14 protein-coding genes are annotated in these 15,221 nt (G+C 70.6%); 6 read left to right on the top strand and 8 right to left on the bottom strand.

What is annotated here, in order from left to right; genetic code table 11:
• The first annotated feature begins 8 nt into the window (after positions 1-8).
• The 4 genes from LVB77_RS19685 (at position 9) to LVB77_RS19670 (ending at position 6,880) form a co-directional block, all read left to right on the top strand.
• The gene (locus LVB77_RS19685; protein WP_232907890.1) at positions 9-1,427 is read left to right on the top strand and encodes a DNA polymerase Y family protein; all 1,419 of its coding nucleotides are present in this window, start codon (positions 9-11) and stop codon (positions 1,425-1,427) included.
• A complete protein-coding gene (locus tag LVB77_RS19680) occupies positions 1,424-4,666 on the top strand; it encodes an error-prone DNA polymerase (protein ID WP_232907889.1) in 3,243 nt (1,080 codons plus the stop codon). The genes LVB77_RS19685 and LVB77_RS19680 overlap by 4 nt, the downstream gene beginning before the upstream one ends.
• Before the next feature lie 7 nt (positions 4,667-4,673).
• Positions 4,674-5,270: an alpha-ketoglutarate-dependent dioxygenase AlkB gene (locus LVB77_RS19675; RefSeq protein WP_232907888.1), complete on the top strand. Its 597-nt coding sequence runs from the start codon at positions 4,674-4,676 to the stop codon at positions 5,268-5,270.
• 62 nt (positions 5,271-5,332) lie between these two features.
• Positions 5,333-6,880, top strand: a complete 1,548-nt coding sequence (locus LVB77_RS19670; RefSeq protein ID WP_232907887.1) for a winged helix-turn-helix transcriptional regulator — start codon at positions 5,333-5,335, stop codon at positions 6,878-6,880.
• A 3-nt stretch (positions 6,881-6,883) separates the two neighbouring features.
• Here the strand turns inward: LVB77_RS19670 and LVB77_RS19665 are convergent, their stop codons facing one another.
• The 3 genes from LVB77_RS19665 to LVB77_RS19655 all read right to left on the bottom strand — a co-directional run bounded on the left by LVB77_RS19665 (position 6,884) and on the right by LVB77_RS19655 (position 9,693).
• Complete coding sequence (locus LVB77_RS19665; protein WP_232907886.1) at positions 6,884-7,972, bottom strand: serine hydrolase; 1,089 nt, start codon at positions 7,970-7,972, stop codon at positions 6,884-6,886.
• A 159-nt stretch (positions 7,973-8,131) separates the two neighbouring features.
• Positions 8,132-8,530 (bottom strand): hypothetical protein, encoded by a 399-nt coding sequence (locus LVB77_RS19660; RefSeq protein ID WP_232907885.1) that lies wholly within the window; start codon positions 8,528-8,530, stop codon positions 8,132-8,134.
• Between the two features lie 248 nt (positions 8,531-8,778).
• Positions 8,779-9,693: a sterol desaturase family protein gene (locus tag LVB77_RS19655; protein ID WP_232907884.1), complete on the bottom strand. Its 915-nt coding sequence runs from the start codon at positions 9,691-9,693 to the stop codon at positions 8,779-8,781.
• A 185-nt stretch (positions 9,694-9,878) separates the two neighbouring features.
• Here LVB77_RS19655 and LVB77_RS19650 point away from each other — a divergent pair, with 185 nt between their 5' ends.
• Together LVB77_RS19650 and LVB77_RS19645 are read left to right on the top strand one after the other, a co-directional pair.
• The gene (locus LVB77_RS19650) at positions 9,879-10,406 is read left to right on the top strand and encodes a hypothetical protein (RefSeq protein ID WP_232907883.1); all 528 of its coding nucleotides are present in this window, start codon (positions 9,879-9,881) and stop codon (positions 10,404-10,406) included.
• A 62-nt stretch (positions 10,407-10,468) separates the two neighbouring features.
• A complete protein-coding gene (locus LVB77_RS19645) occupies positions 10,469-11,383 on the top strand; it encodes a hypothetical protein (RefSeq protein ID WP_232907882.1) in 915 nt (304 codons plus the stop codon).
• 9 nt (positions 11,384-11,392) lie between these two features.
• Here the strand turns inward: LVB77_RS19645 and LVB77_RS19640 are convergent, their stop codons facing one another.
• The 5 genes from LVB77_RS19640 to LVB77_RS19620 form a co-directional block, all read right to left on the bottom strand.
• Positions 11,393-12,406 (bottom strand): saccharopine dehydrogenase NADP-binding domain-containing protein, encoded by a 1,014-nt coding sequence (locus LVB77_RS19640; RefSeq protein WP_232907881.1) that lies wholly within the window; start codon positions 12,404-12,406, stop codon positions 11,393-11,395.
• Complete coding sequence (locus LVB77_RS19635; protein WP_232907880.1) at positions 12,403-13,290, bottom strand: alpha/beta hydrolase; 888 nt, start codon at positions 13,288-13,290, stop codon at positions 12,403-12,405. Before LVB77_RS19635 ends, LVB77_RS19640 begins: the two co-directional genes overlap by 4 nt.
• A complete protein-coding gene (locus tag LVB77_RS19630) occupies positions 13,287-13,424 on the bottom strand; it encodes a hypothetical protein (RefSeq protein WP_232907879.1) in 138 nt (45 codons plus the stop codon). The genes LVB77_RS19635 and LVB77_RS19630 overlap by 4 nt, the downstream gene beginning before the upstream one ends.
• Before the next feature lie 92 nt (positions 13,425-13,516).
• Positions 13,517-14,353: an AraC family transcriptional regulator gene (locus LVB77_RS19625; RefSeq protein ID WP_232907878.1), complete on the bottom strand. Its 837-nt coding sequence runs from the start codon at positions 14,351-14,353 to the stop codon at positions 13,517-13,519.
• Positions 14,354-14,476: 123 nt separating this feature from the next.
• A complete protein-coding gene (locus LVB77_RS19620) occupies positions 14,477-15,160 on the bottom strand; it encodes a glutathione S-transferase family protein (protein ID WP_232907877.1) in 684 nt (227 codons plus the stop codon).
• Positions 15,161-15,221: the final 61 nt, after the last annotated feature.

Here is a 15,221-nt window from a genome sequence, read left to right as displayed (position 1 = left end):
GCGCGCGCATGTTGTGGGCCTGCATACTGCTGCCGCAGCTGGCGCTGGACGCCGTCCTCCGGCGTTTGCCTGATCCCGCCGCGCCGCTGGCGCTGGTGACCGGGCCGGCGCAATTGCGCAGCCTGCATGCGGTCAACGCCAGCGCCGCCGACGCCGGCCTGCGCGCGGGCATGCGCCTGACCGCCGCGCATGCGCTGCTGCCGGAATTTTCGATGGTGGAATACGAGCCGCAGGCCGAAGCGCGCTGGCAGCGCTTCCTGGCGGCGTGGGCGTATCGCCACAGCTCGCTGGTCAGCGCGCAATGGCCGGGCTGCATCGTGCTGGAGGTGCGCGCCAGTTTCCGTCTGCTGGGGCCGTGGCCGCGCATCGAAGCGCGGCTGCGCGAAGAGCTCGCCGCGCTGGGTTTCAGCCACCGCATCGCGCTGGCGCCCACGCCGCGCGCGGCGTATGTGCTGGCCGGGCTGCGCGACGGCCTGGCGCTGCCGTATCCGGGCGCGATGGCCGACTGCCTGGATCGCGTGCCGGTGCGCCGCGCGCGCCTGCCCGAGGGCGACGGCGAGCGCCTGCAACGCATGGGCGTGCGCGACCTGCGCGCGTTGCGCGCGCTGCCGCGCGACGGCCTGCGGCGGCGCTTCGGCCTGCCGCTGCTGGAGCACCTGGACCGGATGTACGGACAGGCCGACGATCCGCTGACGTATTACGCGCCGCCGGACCACTTCGATGCGCGCGTGGAAATGGGCTACGAAGTGGAAAGCCACATGGCGCTGCTGTTTCCGCTGCGGCGTTTGATCGGCGACCTGTGCACCTACCTGTCGATCCGCGACGGCGGCGTGCAGCGTTTCGTGCTGCGCCTGGAGCACGAGGGCGCGCACACCGATGTCGAAGTCGGGCTGCTGGCCGCCGAACGCGAGCCGGCGATGCTGTTCGAACTCACCCGCAATCGCCTGGAGCGCGTGCAGATCGATCAGCCGGTGGTGGCGCTGCGCTTGCTGGCGCGCGAACTACCGCCGTTCGTGCCGGCCTCGCGCGATCTGTTCGATCTGCGCGCGCAGCAGACCCAGCCCTGGCCGCAGCTGCGCGAACGCCTGCGCGCGCGTTTGGGCGACGAGGCGGTGTACCGGGTGGTGCCGGCCGGCGATCCGCGTCCGGAGCGCGCCTGGCGCCGCGTGGAGGGCGACCAGGCGCGCATCGCCGATGCGCCGGCGCGTCCGCCGCGGCCCTTGTGGCTGCTGCCGCAGCCCATGCCGCTGCGCGATGCGCAACCGCGCATCGTGTCCGGCCCCGAGCGCCTGGAAAGCGGCTGGTGGGACGGCGCCGACGCGCGCCGCGACTACTACCTGATCGAGACCGGCCAGGGCCAGCGCGCCTGGGCCTATGCGCCGCCGGGCGAGCGCGAGGGCTGGATGCTGCACGGGTGGTTCGCATGAGCTGGGACGATGCCGTGAACGGGGTCGATCGCGACACGCCCGGCGGCCGCCTGCCGCGCGCCTGGGAGGTCGCGCAGCGATTGCGCCTGCAGGCCGCCAACGACGACGCCGACAGCGGCGACGACCTGCCCGCGTATGCCGAGCTGCATTGCCTGTCCGATTTTTCCTTTCTGCGCGGCGCGTCCAGCGCCGAGGATCTGTTCGCGCGCGCGCTGCATTGCGGCTACGAGGCGCTGGCGATCACCGACGAATGCTCGCTGGCCGGGATCGTGCGTGCGCTGGAGGCCTCGCGCGCGACCGGGCTGCGTCTGGTGGTGGGCAGCGAGTTCGTGCTGGATTGCGGTCTGAAGCTGGTGCTGCTGGTGGAAACCCAGCACGGCTACGCCCAGCTGTGCCGCTTGATTACCCTGGCACGCCGCGCGGCGCCCAAGGGCGCGTACCGCCTGACCCGCGATGATGTACAGCAGGTGCTGGGCGAGGGCGAGGCCGGCGTGTTCGCGCTGTGGTTGCCCGCCTCCATGCCGGACCCGGTGCAGGGGCAGTGGTTGCGCGGCCTGCTCGGCGAGCGCGCCTTCCTGGCCGTGGAACTGCGCCGCGAAGAAGACGACGACCAACGCCTGCGCGTATTGCTGGACCTGGCAGCGCGTCTGGACCTGGTGCCGGTGGCCAGCGGCGACGTGCACATGGACCTGCGCCGGCAGCGCGTGCTGCAGGACACCATGACCGCGATCCGCCACAACACCCCGCTGGCCGACTGCGGCGCGCAGCTGTTCCGCAACGGCGAACGTCACCTGCGCACGCGCCGCGCGCTGGGCAACATCTACCCGCCCGAGCTGCTGGCCGCCGCCGTGCGGCTGGCGCAGCGCTGCCGCTTCCGCATGGACGAGGTGCAATACAAGTACCCGGCCGAGCTGGTGCCCGAGGGGCATACGCCCACCAGTTGGCTGCGCGAACTGACCGAAGCCGGAAAACTCAGGCGCTGGCCCGAGGGCGCGCCGGCCGCCGTGGTGAAACAGATCGACGACGAGTTGGAGCTGATCGCGGAACTCGAGTACGAAGCTTTTTTTCTGACCGTGGAAGACATCGTGCGCTACGCGCGCTCGTTGGACATCCTGTGTCAGGGGCGCGGTTCCTCGGCCAATTCGGCGGTCTGCTTCGCGTTGGGCATCACCGCGGTAAACCCGGCCGAGAGCCGGCTGCTGATGGCGCGCTTCCTGTCCAAAGAGCGCGGCGAGCCGCCCGACATCGACGTCGATTTCGAGCACGAGCGGCGCGAGGAAGTGTTGCAGTACGTGTATGCCAAGTACGGCCGCGAGCGCGCCGCGCTGGCCGCCACCGTGATCCGCTACCGCGGCAAGAGCGCGGTGCGCGACGTGGCCAAGGCCTTCGGCCTGCCGCCGGACCAGATCGCCCTGTTGGCCGAATGCTACGGCTGGGGCAACGGCGAGACGCCGATGGAGCAGCGCCTGCGCGAGTCCGGTTTCGACCCCGACAATCCGCTGATCCGGCGCGTGCTGGCGGTGACTTCGCAATTGCGCGGGCACCCGCGCCACCTCTCGCAGCACGTCGGCGGTTTCGTCATCAACGACACGCCGCTGTACACGGTGGTGCCGGTGGAAAACGCGGCCATGGACGAGCGCACCATCATCCAGTGGGACAAGGACGACCTGGAGACCATGAAGCTGCTCAAGGTCGACTGCCTGGCGCTGGGCATGCTGACCTGCATCCGCAAGGCGGTGGCGCTGATCGAGCGCCATCGCGGTTACACGATCGACATCGCGCAGCTGCCGGCGGGCGATGGGCCGACCTACGAGATGATCCAGGCCGCCGACACCATCGGCGTGTTCCAGATCGAATCGCGCGCGCAGATGAGCATGCTGCCGCGGCTGAAGCCCAAGAACTTCTACGACCTGGTGGTGGAAGTGGCGATCGTGCGGCCCGGGCCGATCCAGGGCGGCATGGTGCATCCGTATCTGCGGCGGCGGCAGGGCAAGGAGCCGGTGGATTATCCGTCCCCGGACATCCAGCACATCCTCGGAAACACTCTGGGTATCCCGTTGTTCCAGGAGCAGGTGATGGAACTGGTGATCCACGCCGGTTACACGCCGTCGGAGGCCGATGGCCTGCGCCGTTCCATGGCGGCCTGGGGGCGCGGCGGCGACATGGAGCCGCATCGCCAGCGCATCCGTCATCTGATGGAGGGAAAAGGGTATTCCTCCGCCTTCATCGATCAGATCTTCGAGCAGATCAAAGGCTTCGGTTCCTACGGTTTCCCGCAAAGCCACGCCGCCTCCTTCGCCAAGCTGGTCTACATCAGCTGCTGGATGAAGCGCCACGAGCCGGCGGCGTTCGCCTGCGCCTTGCTCAACGCGCAACCGATGGGCTTCTATTCGCCCAGCGAAATCGTGCAGGACGCGCGCCGCGGCCGCGGTAACCGCGTCGGTGTGGAAGTGCTGCCGGTGGACGTGAGTTGCAGCGACTGGGACAACACCCTGCAAGGCGGCGCGGTCCGCATCGGCGAGGGCGACGGCGGGCAGGCGGCGATCCGTCTGGGTTTGCGCCAGGTGAGCGGCCTGTCGGAAAACACGGCGCTCGCGCTGGTCGCCGCACGCACGCGCGCCCCGTTCGCCGATGTGCGCGACCTGTGTCTGCGCGCGGGCCTGGACGAGAAGGCCCGTCACGCCCTGGCCGAGGCCGGCGCCTTGCAGAGCCTGGCCGGCCACCGCCACGCCGCGCGCTGGGCGGTGGCCGGCATCGAGCGCCAGCGCCCGCTGCTGCCGGACAGTCCGGACGAGGACGCGATCGAACTGCCCGCACCGACCCAGGGCGAGGACGTGCTGTCCGACTACCGGGCGCTGGGCCTGAGCCTGCGCACGCATCCGCTGGCGCTGTTGCGCAAGCGCCTGCAGCAGCAGCGGGTGCTGGACTCGCGCCAGCTGCGCGAGCAGCCGCACGGGCGCGGCGTGCATGCGGCCGGCATCGTCACCCAGCGCCAGCGTCCGGCCACCGCCGGCGGCACCATCTTCGTCACCCTCGAGGACGAGCACGGCATGGTCAACGTGGTGGTGTGGCAGGACGTCGCTCTGCGCTCGCGCAAAGCCCTGCTCGGCGCGCGCCTGCTGGCGGTGCGCGGCCGCTGGGAGCAGGTCGACGGCGTGCAGCACCTGATCGCGCGCCAGATGCAGGACCTCAGCCATCTGTTGGGTGAGCTGCAGACCAGCTCGCGCGATTTCCACTGAGACCGCGATGAAAGCCTTGTGCGCCCTGGCCGACGATCTGTTCGCGAGCGATTGCCAGACCCTGGTCGACGACGCCGAGGGCGGCGTGCGCTACTGGCCCGGCTTCGCCGACGCCGCGACCGCGCAGGCCTGGTTCGACCTCCTGCACGCGCAGGCCGACTGGACGCACCTGCAGCGGCCGATGTACGACCGCATCGTCGACGTGCCGCGGCTGCTGGCCCATTACGCCTGCGACGAACTGCCCGATACGCTGCCGCTGGCGGACATGCTGCGGCGTGTGCGCGAACGCGCGCCGGCGCCCTACAGCCGCATCGGCATGAACCTCTACCGCGACGGCCGCGACAGCGTGGCCATGCACCACGACAAGCTGCACACCCTGGTGCGCGGCCATCCCATCACCCTGGTCTCGCTGGGCGCGCCGCGACGCATGCTGATCCGCGCTCAGCGCGGCGCGCGCGAGACCCTGGCCGTGGACCTGGCGCCGGGCAGCCTGCTGAGCATGAGCTACGCCTCCCAGCTCAGCCACGAGCACGGCATCCCCAAGACGCGGCGCGCGCAGGGGCCGCGCATCAGCGTGGTGTTCCGGGTGCGCACCGCGGGCTGACGCGTGCCTGCGGCCATGCCGCCCGTGTAGGATCGCGGACGCCGCTCCGCCGCCGGTCGACCGTGTCCCGACTCCAACTGCTAGACCTGCACATCGATCTGCAACGCCAGCGCGTCGAGCGCGCGGGCGCGGCCCTGGACGTGTCGGGTCTGAGCTTCCGCCTGTTCGCCTGCCTGCTCGCGCACGGCGACCGCGTGATGAGCTACGACCGGCTCGCGCAGGAGGTATGGGCGCCGGCGGTGGTCAGCGAGGAAACCATCACCCAGCGCATCAAGCTGCTGCGCCAGGCCCTGGGCGACGACAGCCGCGCGCCGCGCTACATCCGCTCGGTGCGCGGGCAGGGCTACCAGCTGTGCGCAGTGCCGCAGGCGGTGGCCGAGGCCGAGCCTGAGGCGGCCGCAACCGCGCCGCGCTCGCGGCGATGGCGCTGGGCCGGTGCCGCGGCCTTGGTCGCGGCCGCGGTGGTCGCGGCGCTGTGGTGGCGGTACGCGGCGACGCCATCGAAATCGCCGTTGCTGGCGCGTGCGGACTACTACGCCGGCATCGGCCAGGCCGACAACAACGAACGCGCGATCGCGCTGTACCAGCAGGCGCTGGCCGCCAATCCCGACGACGCGGCGGCGCTGATCGGCCTGAGCCGGCTGTCCAGCGCGCGCACCTGTCTTTACAACGGCGGCCGCGACAACGCCGAACGCGGTCTCGCGCTGGCGCGGCAGCTGCTGCGGCGCGACGCCGAAAACGCCAAGGCCTGGTCGGCGCAGGCCTACGCGCACGACTGTCTGGGCGATATCGACGCGGCCGTGAGCGGCTACGAGCGCGCGCTGCGGCTGGACCCGGACGACGACAACACGCGCGCCTCGCTGGCCTATCTGCAGATGGAGCAGGGCCAGGTCGCCGACGCCTTGCGCGGCAACATGCAGCTGCGCGGCGATCCGGCGCGGGTGCGTTTCCGCGATGTACAGGTCGCGCGCGGACTGGAGCTGCTGGGCTTCGCCGAGGCCGCGCGCCGCCGTCATCAGGCCAACTTCCGCCTGTTCCCCGACAACGTGTTCTCCAACATCGCCTGGCCGCGCAGCCTGTTCGGCGCGCGCCGCTACGACGAGGCCACGGCCGCCGTGCGCGAGGCGCTGACGCGCGGCACGCCGCATCCGGATCTGTACCTGCTGCAAGGCGAGCTGGCCTTGCAGCGCGGCGATCGCGCCGGTGCGCGCGCCGCGTTCGCGCAGGCGCTGCGGCTGCGGCCGCAGAGCTCGCTGGGCATCACGGTGAACGCGCTGTACGCCGATACCGCGCCGACGCCGACGTGGATCGCGCAGCGCCTCGCCGAGCTGCGCCCGTCGCCGGCCCAGCCCGCGCCGTGGCCGGGCCTGCATCTGGAACTGGCGATGCTGGAGCTGGCACGGCAGCGACCGGACGCGGCGGTGGCCGCGCTGGATGCGGCGGTCGCGGCCGGCTACCGCGACCGCGCCTACCTGCAAGCCTCGCCCCTGTTCGCCGCGTTGCACGGCGATCCGGCGTTCGCGCGCGTGCTGGCGCGCATCGACACCGACATGGCCCGGCAGCGTGCGCAGGTCGCGTCGGCGGCTTGGAAGCCGGCCGACCTGCCCTGAGTTTCAGCGCAGCGCCGCGAGCAGCTCGCGGAAGATCTCGCGCGAGGCGATATGGCCGTTGCGCTGGTTGTAGGCGGTGCTGGTGATCACCGCTACCAGCTGCCGCTCCGGCACCACCAGCACGTAGTTGCCGCCGTTGCCGGACATGGCCCAGGCGGCGACGTCGCGGCCAGCGACGTCGAAGTGCATGCGCCACCACTGGTAGCCGTATTCGGCCTCGTCGTTTGCCTTGGCTTGCTCGCGGGTCATCGCCGCGATGTAGGACGCCGAGATCACCTGCTTGCCGTGCCAGCGCCCCTGGTCGAGTACCAGCTGGCCGAACTTGGCCAGATCGCGGCTGCGGTAGCGGGTGCCGCCGCCGCCCATGCCGATGCCCTCGGGCGACCGGTTCCACTGACTGCGCACGATCCCCAGCGGGCGTTCCAGCGCGTCGGCGGCGAACTCCGGCAGCGGCTGGCCGACCGCGCGTTCGACCACCGCGCCGGCGACGAAGGAACCGGCCGTGCAGTAAGCGAACGAGCGGCCGTGCGGGCTGTCGGCGGGCTTGCGCATCCACGGCGCATAGCCCTTGACCGGCAGCGCCAGGGCGAAGTCCAGCCAGCGTTCGGTCACGTACATGCGCTCCTCGTTGCCGGTGGAGAACGGGTTTTCGTCGTCGCATTCCCACTGCGAGCTCATGGTCAGCAGGTCGGCCAGGGTGGTGGCGCGCAGGCGCGGGTCGACCGGGTGGCGCGCCAGGAATTCCGGAAACCGGTCGTAGACGCGGTCCTGCACGCCGGGCAGCTTGCCGCGGTCGATCGCCGCGCCGACCAGCAGCGCGGTCACGCTCTTGGTCGCCGAGCGCACGTCGTGCAGGGTGTCGGCGTCGGCGCCGTTGAAGTAGCGCTCGTACACCGGCTGGCCGCGCTGTACCACGAACACGCCGGTTAGCTGTTTGAGGCTGCCGTCGCCCAGGCGCGCGTCCAGGGCGCGCAGCCGCGCTGGGTCGAAGGCGGTATCGCCGGCGCGCGCGGCCGGCCAGCCGTCGTCGGCGGCGTGGGCGGCGGGGCTGAGCAGGGCGAGCAACAGCAGCAGGCGGTGCAGGGCGGGCATGGACGGCGCTCATCGGCGGAAGGAGCCGCGATCACAACCGCAAACCGGATGAAGTGCCTGATCGGCAAGTGAAGAATTATGAAATCGCGCGCCGGGCCGCCCTCGGGACGGTCCCGGCACGCGAATCGGACGGGCCGGCGTCCGGCCGGCCCGTCGAGCTCAGGGCAGGGTGTCGGAGCCGTTGCGCACCCGCAGGCCGTCGCACTGCTGGTCGTAGGTGTTCCATTGGAAGCTGATGTAGGAGTAGGCCGAGACCGACTGCATCATCTTCACCACCTCCTGGCGGTCGCTCCAGCACACGACCGACTCGCCGTCGATGTCGTTGGCGAAGCAGTAGCCGCGCGCATACGGCGTGGCGTTGCCGATGTCGGTGAAGCAGCCGATCGCCTGCATCTTGTCCGCGCTATGGCGGGCGGCGTTCAGCGAGCCGCTGGCCTTGTGCGCATCCATATCCACGACCACTTCCTGTCCGGGCATCACCTTGCCGGCCTGCACCGGGCCCGCCACCGCCAGCGCGGCCAGCACCGCCGCCGCCATCGTCAGACATTGCTTCCTCATCGCGATTCCTCCGTGAAAGTCCGCCCCAAGCCGGGGCGGCGCGATTCTCGGAGCCGCGCCTGCGGAAGGCAACGCGGCGGATGCGGGTTACGGCTACGGGGCCGGAGCCGACCGGGGCCGGCACGGCACGTCGATACGCGCCTCCGCCCTGCGAGGGCGGGTTCGGATCGCATTCGTGGCGCGCTTGGGAGCGCAACGCCGGATGGCGCAAGGCGGCGCGCGCAAATTGCCAGCGGCGGCCCGCGGACTCAGTCGCCGCGCCCGTGCTTGCGCGAGGACACCGTGTCGGCGTCGCCCGGTTCGCGGAACGGCAGCAGGTACATGCGCCACAGACCCGGCTCGCTGGGGCCGATGCCGGTCTGCGCCACCGGGCCCTGGCTGTAGGTGCCGAACAGGCGGTCCCAGACGATGGCGTTGCAGGCGTAGTTGCTGTTGCTTTCGGCGAACACCAACGAGTGATGGCGGCGGTGGTGCTCGCTGCAGGTGATCAGCCAGGACAGGCCGGGCGTGTGCATGCGCAGGTTGGCGTGCGCCAGCACCGCGTTGACCAGCAGCAAGATGCCGGCCGCTTCCACGGCCAGGTCGGAGGCGCCGGTGGCGGCCGCCAGCAGCACCAGCGGCAGGACCAGGAACACCGCCTCGAAGGGATGGTTGGTGCCGACGTTGAGCGCGTGCAGGTTGTGGAAGCCGTGGTGGAAGCCGTGCCCGGTCAAGCGCCACAGCGGGCCCCAGCGGTGGATCGCGCGATGGATCCAGTAATAGATGAGGTCGGAGGCGAAGAACAGCAGCGCCACCTGCAGCGCCAGGGGCCAGCTCTGCGGCCACAGCGCGTCGCCCAGGCCGGCGCGGAATCCGCTCAGGGCGGGGTTGAGCACGGTTTCGTACCCGCCCAGCAACAGCACCGACACGGCCAGCGCCAGGACGTAGACGCCGATCAAGCGCAGTCGCGTGCCCAAGCTTTGCCGCCACTGCGGCATCGCCGGCACGCGCGCTTCCAGCGCCGCGCACAACAGCAGCACCGCGATCAGCGTGATCAGGGTGGCGCCCTCGTCCGGCCGCAACGCCCACCACAGCGCGGTCGCGCCGATCAGGATCGCGGGGTGCGCGTAGCGTTCGACCCAGGCCGCCAGACGCGGTGAAGCAGCGGGAGCGGATGCGGGCATGCAAGACCTCCTGTCGGCGCCAACGGTGCATCGCCGTTTATAGGGGCAGGCGGCCGCGCGGTCCCGTGCCGGAAGGCCCGGATCGGATGCGCGGCCGATCAGGCCGGCCGCGCCGAAGTTCGGGCTCGGCCGCGCATCCGCCGTTGGCCGGGCGCACGCGGCGCCGCCTGGCTTACTCTAGGGCCATGTGCCGCTTCATCACCGCCGCCGTGTCCGCCGAAGCCGATCTGGCCGCGCTGCAGGCGATCGCGCAACGCCATGGGCGCCGCTTGCAGCCCACCTCCAACCCGAGCATCGAGCGCCAACTCGGCCCCGGGCTGCGTTACTGCCTGACCACGCCGGCGCATTGCGACTGCGACACGCCCTTGGGCTGGCGCTTGCGCGATCGCGCCAAGGATCCGGCCGAGGCTGTGCAGCGCATGCGCCGCAAGGGTTGGAGCGAAGCCAAGATCGAGCGCGCGCTGGCGCAACAGCAATCGGCGCGCGAGACGCACGCGCCCTCGCAGGATTCGTGCGCGCCGTGGCTGGAGCTCATCCGCGACCTGTTGGGCCAGCCGCGCAGCACCCGGTTCGGCTTGCTGATGTGCTGGTACAACGGTCAGTTGGACGACGACCTGGTGCTCGCGGATCGTCAAGACGTGCCGCTGGCGTCGTTGGACCTGCAGCTGCTGGCCAGCATGCGCGAGGGCGTGCTTTACGAATTCCGCCGCTGACCCGCGGCGACGATCGCGCGCGACTCGCCTACACTCGCGTCTGCTCCCAGGCTGCGATCGTCATGACCCCGATTGGTTTTCTGTCCGTATTCGCTCCGGTGTTCGCCTTGGGCGGCCCGCTGCTGCTGGGCGCGTACGGCGTTTGGCGCAGCCGCGGCCAGGCGCGGCCGCCGGTCGCGTCCCTGGCCTGGGACTGGACGCTGGTCGTCGCCTCAATGCTGCTGTACGCGCTGTGCTTCAGCCTGATCTTCTTCGTGCAGGAATTGTTCCTGGTGCTGCCCAAGGCGTTCACGCCGGGGCTGCGGCCGACCCTGTTCCACAACAACCACAACTGGGACGGCGACCATCCGCTGGCCAAGCTGTTCCAGGGCACCGGCGCGCTGGCGACGCTGATCGTCGCCGCGGCCTGCGCCTACTGGCTGCGGCGTTGCCCGCCGCGTTCGGCGTTGTGGCGTCTGTTCGCGATCTGGATGGCGTTCCACGGGTGCTATCAGGCGCTGCCGCAGTTCGTGGTGGGTGCGATCTTCCCCGGCAACGACGTCGGCATGGCGATGGAATACCTGCAGTGGAGCGCGCCGACCAAGACGGTCGCCGCGCTGTTGGCGATGGCGGCGATCGTCTGGATCGCCGTACGCCTGCTGCGGCCGCTGCTCACCCTGGCCGCGCAGCCGGAACGGATCGCCTCCGCGGGCCGGCGCAGCGCGTTCGTATTCCAGGTCGCGACGTTGCCGGGCTTGCTGGCGCTGCCGCTGATCATCGCGATGCGCGTGCCAGGCAGCCTGGACCAGGTCGCGATCGTGCCGGTGGCCGAGTACGTGATCGGCCTGTGGTGGATGCAGGCCGCGGCGTGGTTCGCGATCCCCGCGCGCGCGGGCGAGACGACGGCGGTGCGATCGGTCGCCATCCCCTTGCTCGCGTTGATCGCTCTGACCCTGGTCTTCCACCTGCTGCTGCGGCCGGGCATCGCGTTCTATTGAGGCGGCGGCTCACTCAGCCGCCGCCAACGTCCACGTCAGGTCCGGCAGCGCCGACAGAAAGTCGGTGGCGTCGAAGGCCTGGCCCGGTGCGACCACACCCGTCGCATGGCTGCGGCCGTCCAGTATCCGCACCAGCGCCTCGACGATCAGCGGCGCGCTGACCGCATAGATGTCGCGCCCCTGCGCGCTCGCGCTGCGCGTGCGCCCTTGCCGATGCACGCGCACCTCGACCGCGTAGCGTTGCGCCGACAGACCGTCCGCATCCACCGCGCTCGGCACCGGCGTATCGGGATCGCGCACATCCTGCACCGCGGTCAGATTCATGTACGAGTCCGCGCGCGTACAACGCAGGTGGCGCGCGTAACTGGCGATCTCCGAGAACGGCAGGGCCAGGGTCGGTTGCGTGCCGAACGGCGCGGGGAAGGTCCAGTCGCGCGTGGCCGCGGGCAGCGGCAGCAGGGCCAGTTCCGAATTCGCGATCACCAGCCGCGGCCGCTGGTTGCGCTGCCCGGTCAGTCGCGTGCCCATCGTCGGATGCCAGCGGTCCAGCGCCACCGCCGTTTCGATCGCATCGGCCTGCGGCCAATCGCCGAACGCGGCGGTGGCCAGCAGATCGGCCAGGCCGCCGAAGAAGGCCATGGCCGGTATCGCGATCAGGCCCGCGTCGCGCACTTGCCGGTCGTAGCCGGCGACCAGGTCCAGCGCTGCGCCTTGTTCGGCGCACAGGTCCAGGTAGGGCAGGCCGGCGCGCAGGGCCGCTTCCAGCACCGGCGCGGCGGTGTCGAGGAAGGGGCCCGCGCAATTGATCACGGCCGCGCAGCCTTCCAGCATGCGGTCCAGCTGGTGCGGCGCGTCGATCGCGGCCTGCCGGCGATCCAGGTCCGGATAGGCGTCGGCCAGCGTCTGCAGCTTCGCGGCATCGCGGCCGCACAGGCGCGGTGTCAAACCGCGCTTGCGCAACTGCGCGATCACGAAGCGCCCGGTGTGGCCGTAGGCGCCGTAGACGGCGATGGTGGGGCTCATGCCGTGGCCGCCTCGTCCGCGGCCGCGACCGAGTGCGCCTGCCAATGCGCGCGCAGTGCGCGGTTGAATTCCTGCCAACGTTCCTCCGGGAAAAAGATGCGCGCGCCGTCGAACTCGACCCGCCCGGTGGTGCCGGGAATGGTCTGCTGCAGCCAGTGCGACCAGGTCAGCGGGAAATAGACATCGTCGGTGCCCCAGGCGATCAGGGTCGGCGCCTGCAGACGGCGCAGCCCGTCTTCGATTGCCAGCGTGTGGCGGCAGTCGAAGGCGTTGACGAAGCCTTCCAGCGCGCGCAGTCGTTCGGTGTCCAGCAGCGGGCGCAGGTAGGTGTCGATGGTGGCGTCGGCGACCTGCTCGGGACGTTCGTAGGCCGGCGCCAGCGCCTCGCGGAACACCGACTTGTCGGCCAGCATGGCGCGCAGCGTGTCGCCCAGCCCGCCGGCGGCGACCATCGCCACGAACGGCTTGAAGGCTTCCGGCGGCCAATTGTCGTGGGCGTCGCAGTTGCTCAGCACCAGGCTGCGAATGCGCTGCGGGTACAGCGCCGCGAAGATCTGGCAGATGCCGCCGCCGCTGTCGTTGCCGACCAGGTCGACGCGATCGATGCCCAGCGCGTCCAGGAACTGCGCCAGCATGTGCGCGTTCGCGGTCACCGACAGGTCCTGTCCTTCGTTGGCCCGGGTGTAGCCGTGGCCCAGCAGGTCCGGTGCGATGCAACGCCGGGCGTCGCCGAATTCGGCCAGCTGATGACGCCACAGGTAGCCGTTGAGCAGCACGCCGTGCACGAACAGCGCCACCGGGCCCGCGCCGCGTTCGACGTAGCTGATCCGGCCGGCGGGCGTGGCGACGGTGCGCCGGTCGGCGAAATAAGTCTCGCCGTTCATGCGCGCACCTCCGACTCGCGCAGCTTCTGCGCGCATTCTTCGCAGCACACTTCGACGGTGCGGCCGCCCAGGCTGACCGCGATGGCCTGGTCGTCCAGCTCGCAATCGCAAGCGGCGCAGGTGTTCTCGTTCATGACGTTCTCCGTAGTGACCCGTGGATCGGGTGCGCTCAGGAGACCATCGCGGCGGACGCGCCGCTGTCGGAATCTTTAGCGATCCGCGCCGCTCAGGCGCTCTTGGCGTAGGCCGAGCGCCGGAACGCGGTGGGCGTGCGGCCGTAGGCCTGCTTGAACGCGGCGCTGAAATGGCTGTGGCTGGAAAAGCCCAGGTCCAGGGCCAAGGCCGACATGTCCGTTCGATGCGGGATCAGGTCCAGCGCGCGCGCCAGGCGCAGGCGCAGGTGATAGCGGTACAGCGGCAGGCCTTCGACCTGCTGGAAGGCCTGGGTCAGGTACACCGCCGAGCCGCCGATCTCGCCGGCGATCTCCTCCAGGCTCCAGCGCCGGGTCAGGTCCGAGGCCAACAGCACCTTGACCCGGTCGACCAGGCGCCGGCGCGCATGCGTGGCGGCGGTGGCGTGGCTGGTGCGCGGGCCCAGGCTGCGGCAGACCAGGGTCAGGGCCAGGCTTTCGGCTTCCAGCGCTTCGATCCGGCCCAGTTGCAGGCTGTGGCGCAGCAGCGCGACCAGCGCCTGCGCGCGCGCGTCGATGCGCAGCGACTGGCGCCGGAAACCCAGCTCGTCGCGCCGGTGCAGCAGGCTGTTGGGCGCCAGTTCGCGCAGCAGCGGTTGCGAAATCGCCAGCACCAGACTGGCGTCGCCGCCGAGCACGGGATGGCTGACCTGATAACCCTCGCCGGCATTGAACAGCAGCGCGTGGTTGGCATCGGCGACCGATTGGTCCTGGCCGACGTGGCGCAGGTACAGACCGCGATACGGAAAGACCAGGTGAGTCGCCGACGCGCATTCCTCGGCGCTGCGATGACGGCATTGGCCCGAACACAGCACGTCGCGCACCGCCACGGTGCCGCTGTCGAACAAACGGGCGACTGCGAAATCCGACATGGCGTACTGCGGCCTGGAAGCGGGGCGTTCGTCGCGATGATAGGCGCCGGCCTGTCTGCGGGCCATGACCTGCGAGGTCATGCCTGCGAGGTCATACTTACGAAGTCATGGCCCGACGACGCGTCAATCGCCGGTCAGGAACCGCGCCGGCATGCGCTCGTAGTAGGGAAACAGCTGGAAATAGGGCCGTGCCTGCGCCAGCACGCGCCGGTACGAGTCGCGCTGCAGCAGGCGCTCGAAGTAGGCCGACAGCCGCGGATAGGCATCGCCGAACGGGCTCAGGATGCCGGCATAGAACAGGGCCGGCGCGGCCGAGCAGTCGGCCAGGCCGAAGCGGTCGCCGCCGGCCCATTCGCGGTCGGCCAGGCGGCGCTCGATCATGCCGTAGGCGATGCCCAAGCCCGTATAGGCATCGGCCACGCCGCGCGGGTCGCGCTCGTCCTCGCCGCGCAGGCGGTCCAGCACGATCTTCTGCATCGGCACGCTGACGTACAGATCGAAGAAGCGGTCCCACAGCCGCGAGTCGAGATTGGCGTCCGGGTCGACGGGCAGCAACGGCCGCGGCCCCGGGTAGTGACGGTCCAGGTACTCGATGATGATGCTGGTTTCCGGCACCGTGACGTCGCGCGCTTCGTCGCGCAGCACCGGCATCTTGCCGACCGGCCACAGGTCCAGGAAGCGCGCATGTTCGTCGGCCGCGGCGCGTTCGATCAGGCGCGGCTCGAACTCAGTCCCGTTCTCGTACAACGCGATCAGGACCTTGTGGCAGAACGACGCCAGGGGATGCTGGTAGAGCACGAGCGCCATCGTCGCGATCCGTTCCGTGATGGCGACAGCGTAGCGGAACTCGCCCGCGTTCGCGCCTGGA

This window comes from Lysobacter sp. 5GHs7-4, from assembly GCF_021284765.1.
Classification (GTDB): Bacteria; Pseudomonadota; Gammaproteobacteria; order Xanthomonadales; family Xanthomonadaceae; genus Lysobacter.
The sequence above is the reverse complement of the archived record's forward strand: the minus strand, read 5'-3'. Positions and strand labels throughout refer to the sequence as shown.